This is a genomic window from Bacteroides cellulosilyticus DSM 14838 (assembly GCF_000158035.1).
Lineage (GTDB): Bacteria > Bacteroidota > Bacteroidia > Bacteroidales > Bacteroidaceae > Bacteroides > Bacteroides cellulosilyticus.
The window spans coordinates 376,385-380,662 of record NZ_EQ973492.1 but is presented as its reverse complement, the minus strand read 5'-3'; the positions used below and the strand labels follow the sequence as shown (position 1 = coordinate 380,662).

The following is a 4,278-nucleotide window of genomic DNA, read 5'->3' as shown; positions in this document are numbered from 1 at the left end:
CCAACTCCTCCTGAGGCAGCTCTCCAGCGTAAATTTTCATCCAGAGAATAACCAATATAAGTTTTCATCTTTTCATTTGTTAAGTTTACGGATATTAAAAAGGCTTTTGACTCCGGTATACCACCAAACTCCTCTTTGATTTTAGTATAATCGTTATTCTTATCTGTCTTTTGGAATTCACACTTTCTTTTCCAGTCCCCTTTGATGGTGATTCGCTGTTCGGAATCTACTGTACATCATGCACCCGGACAGGAAAAACACTTTTACAAGTGCCCTTGTAGCATTTTTCAAATTCGTTATAAGAAATCTTGTTACGAAAGAAAAATTCTATATGGACTCACCGGAAAGTCCAGTTTCGGCTTTATAGCAAATAAAAAATATCCAAAATCTGTGTTAATGCACACAAGTGTTTTTATGAAATATTTCACAACAACACATATCAACATCATTCTATCTTATTAGACATTTTTAGGACGTAAACCTTTCAAATCTCTAATTTTCACTAAATCCTTCCAACCAAAAGCCAGTGTTCTTAACTGAAAACGTAGATAGCGATGATATGGAGGTATAAACACATTAGCTAAACAACCAACAAATGTTGTAGTCAATATAGTTACTATAGCAGAACCAATGATACCACATATAGGTATTAACCATAAATTTAAACCAACACAAACAAAGCATCCCATTAAATTACGAATAAAGGCGTATTTCTGTTGCTTCTCAATAATAATCATTTGTCCCGCTGTACTAGACAAAGCCATCCCAACAACTTTAAAAGCCATTATATGAAGTACAGGAACCGCTAGAATATATTCTTTACCAAAAGTATACTTTATCAAGAAATAAGAAAATAAACAAACTAGTATTGCCAAAAGAATACATATCCAAACTGTTATATTCATAAATAGCTGCGATTTTTGTTCATAATCAGCTTGGCTTTTTTCACGAGTTCGAATCAGCAAAGGAGTAATGGTCTGAGACATAACGACAGGCACAAAAATTATAATTTCTACAAATCTACTTGCAACAGAAAATACTCCTACAGAAGCTTTATCAATCATATTACCAATCATGACCTGATCAATACGCTGATAGACAATAACAGCAGCTCCAGATAACAATAGTGGAAAAGATTGTTTTATTAAATATTTTGCCCAATCTTTATCAAAATACCATAACGATATTTTCCCTATTTTTGTTGAATATGAAAACACATAGCCACTTGCTAGTAAAAAAACATCAAATAAAGTAGCCATAATAAACCACTCCAAAGAAGCATGTAAAAGTAACAAAACTATTTTAACACCTGCACCTAATAGAGTACGTGATATTTCTGTTTTAACTATATATTCGTTCCAGACAATGGATGTAAAATAATTCCTCACTACGCTAGAGCTATTAAATAGCATAGAAAAAGAATAGAGTATTATCATTGCCTTAGTAAAAGTATTAGTTTCAAACAATAATGCAGTTCCAATTACCAAAAATATTGTAATGACTGCCAAGACAAGTTTTAATAAAAATGCAGTTCCTATAATTTTATCTCTAAACCCATTGTATTTAGACTCTTCACGTATTTCAATATCATCAAACCCAAAAGAAGCAAGTATTTGAAATATAGAAACATAACTAATCACATAGTTCATAAGACCATACTGTTCTGGCCCTAAGTAACGAGCAACTAATATCCCTACAAATAAACCACCTAAAAGAGTAACAACTTTACCTAACATCGCCCAATAAATATTTTTCATAATTTTGGCTTTCGTAGGTGATAAGTTCAACCTATTGATTATTTTATCGACTAATGACATTGGGTAAACACTCACTATATGATTATCATACCAGTAAAGGTATTATAGCCCACATTGAGTTATATTTTTGATTAATAATTAAATAATTTTAAAATCCAATAAATGATTACAATCTGAACAATTTAACAAGGCACCCAATATTTATAGTCAAGTTGATACCACAAATCATCATCCTTATAAACAGGCTTCATGAACTTATAACATCATTCATAACTGATATCATATAAAATAATTTTGTGATTATTTACACTTAGCAATCTCAAAAAAACAACATACTAAGGCGCATATCAGTAATATTGACTATGTAAGGTATTTTAAAAGCGCCGACCAAGTCTAATATAATACCTCCAACTTTTCAATTAGACCACGCAAGGAAGCATAACTCAAATCATCCTAATGTACAAGTCCATTCGAAAAATGAATACCAAGAATAGACATCATATCAATAGAAAAAACAACTCAAAAAATACATAAAATAGACAAAGAATTATTATCAACTACTTCAGCCAACAATGCTATTCATCAATAGAAAGACCTTTAGTAATTCATTCGGATTGATAAAGATCATGAGATTTTAGAAAGCCTATATCGCTTACCATTTCATTTGTTTTTAGAATTACAGCACAAAGACAAAAAGGTCATAAGTAAAGATTAAAATAGCCAATTAACTTCTTTCAAATTCGAATGCTGCTTATCTTTCTCACTCAACAACACCTTATCCATTGGTATTCTCCAATCAATCCTCAAATCTGGATCACCCCACGCAATAGCACCTTCGCTCTCCGGAGCATATTTATTATCACATTTATATTGAAAAATAACTTCCTCACTCAGCACACTAAATCCATGCGCAAAGCCTCTTGGTATAAAAAGCTGACAATGATTATTTTCCGTCAATTCTACAGCAACATGCTTTCCAAAAGTCGGAGAACCTTTTCTTATATCTACAGCAACATCAAGAACAGCCCCCTTTACTACACGCACCAACTTACTCTGAGCAAAAGGAGGTTTCTGAAAATGTAAACCACGAATGACACCGTAAGACGATTTGGATTCATTATCCTGTACGAACGTTGTCTTACAGACTTTTTCTTCAAATTCTCTCTGATTGAACGATTCAAAAAAATACCCGCGTTCATCTTTAAAAAGGTGAGGTTCAATGATTACGACTCCTTCAATGGCAGTTTTTATAATTTCCATATTGATTCAAAAATGATATTCATAGCCCCCTAAATTTCCAATACACCGCTTCCAACTTCACATCATACCTATTCTCCGCATACACCAGACCATTATAGCAATTTAGTAAACAACATCCAATCTTTGGATTGTTAGACACAGAGCATTGAGGAATTGTTTTTGATGAAATTCACAAAAAGAAGTAGTTGTTTGTATTCGCTTTCACACATGCTCTGCACGAAGTTTTCCTTACTATCTTCGTCACAAGCGGCATAATTGAAACCCATTATTTGGAACATCTCAACTGTTAGAAACGTCCACAACTTCTTTTCTAAGGTACAATCTGTTAGCATGTAGATTAATCTTTCACTTCTTCCCAAGGATAGGGATTATCAATCGCGTTCTGAAACTCTTCAATAGCTTCTTGCTGTTCAACAGTAAGTGATGTGGAATCCCAGGAAGCAATGATAATACGGCCTTCATCCGCCAAAGGCTCATCAAACACCTCACCATAGCAGGCAGTAAGCAGACGAAGTTTCAGTAACGAAGCGGGAAGAGCATCAAGAATATCCCAACAACGATCTAAGACCTCCTGGATATGTTTTTGTTTTTCACCGTGATCAATAAATGAGGCACTATAGCCCATCAGAAGAGCGAGACAAACATTAGCCTGTTCTTCAACTGTAGAACCTTTGACACCGGAATTATACAAAGCCGTAGTCAGGCGGTAAACTTCACCGTTACGACGGGAAAGGTCGTCGCTATAGACCGGATTACCGTCCATACCTAAATACATCAGATCGTGCGCTGCACGCTGAAGAGCAAGTGTTTCTTCAGAAAGAGACATAATATGAATTAAAAATTAAAAGTTAAAAATTAAAGAGAAGAAAGGGCAACTATCAATTACTTGATTACTTCTATAAGATCCGGATGAATCGTAGCAAGCGCAACGGCAATAACACCTTGTATCTCGATAACTACACGGCGATCACGTGCGCCTTTTACTTTCACGAAAATGCCTTCCTGACCCTCGAAGTCACCGCCCGTGATACGAACTTTCGTACCTTTAGATAGATTCAGTTCATCAGGTTGGAAGTACATAAGATGGTCATTGTAAGTACCGGCTACAGCAATAAAACGCTGCATCTCACTGTCGGAGATAATGATTTTCTGACCGCTACGGGTATCCGTAATGTATTGCAAATAGCTTACCTGTGATTTGATGCGTTTCACCTCGGAAGGACGGGCATGGACAAAAAGTAAGTTATGTACAACCGGAACT

General features: G+C 34.9%; 5 protein-coding genes. All 5 read right to left on the bottom strand.

Annotated features, from left to right (window positions below; genetic code table 11):
* Positions 1 to 458 precede the first annotated feature (458 nt).
* Positions 459 to 1,757, bottom strand: coding sequence for a flippase (locus tag BACCELL_RS19610; protein WP_022210355.1), 1,299 nt, complete (start codon positions 1,755 to 1,757; stop codon positions 459 to 461).
* Between the two features lie 711 nt (positions 1,758 to 2,468).
* Positions 2,469 to 3,017: a dTDP-4-dehydrorhamnose 3,5-epimerase gene (gene rfbC / locus BACCELL_RS19605; protein WP_007213770.1), complete on the bottom strand. Its 549-nt coding sequence runs from the start codon at positions 3,015 to 3,017 to the stop codon at positions 2,469 to 2,471.
* Between the two features lie 131 nt (positions 3,018 to 3,148).
* Entirely contained in the window at positions 3,149 to 3,283 is a 135-nt protein-coding gene (locus BACCELL_RS27510) for an N-acetylmuramidase domain-containing protein (protein ID WP_225979626.1), read from the bottom strand.
* Positions 3,284 to 3,354: 71 nt separating this feature from the next.
* The gene (locus BACCELL_RS19595; RefSeq protein WP_007213768.1) at positions 3,355 to 3,843 is read right to left on the bottom strand and encodes a UpxZ family transcription anti-terminator antagonist; all 489 of its coding nucleotides are present in this window, start codon (positions 3,841 to 3,843) and stop codon (positions 3,355 to 3,357) included.
* Positions 3,844 to 3,899: 56 nt separating this feature from the next.
* A partial coding sequence (locus BACCELL_RS19590) for a UpxY family transcription antiterminator (RefSeq protein WP_007213767.1) occupies positions 3,900 to 4,278 on the bottom strand: 379 nt, incomplete at its 5' end.

Bases quoted from the DNA above. Each gene is read 5' to 3' on its own strand.
- BACCELL_RS27510 (WP_225979626.1), bottom strand. From the start codon at position 3,283: ATGGGTTTCAATTATGCCGCTTGTGACGAAGATAGTAAGGAAAACTTC.
- BACCELL_RS19610 (WP_022210355.1), bottom strand. From the start codon at position 1,757: ATGAAAAATATTTATTGGGCGATGTTAGGTAAAGTTGTTACTCTTTTA.
- rfbC (WP_007213770.1), bottom strand. From the start codon at position 3,017: ATGGAAATTATAAAAACTGCCATTGAAGGAGTCGTAATCATTGAACCT.
- BACCELL_RS19595 (WP_007213768.1), bottom strand. From the start codon at position 3,843: ATGTCTCTTTCTGAAGAAACACTTGCTCTTCAGCGTGCAGCGCACGAT.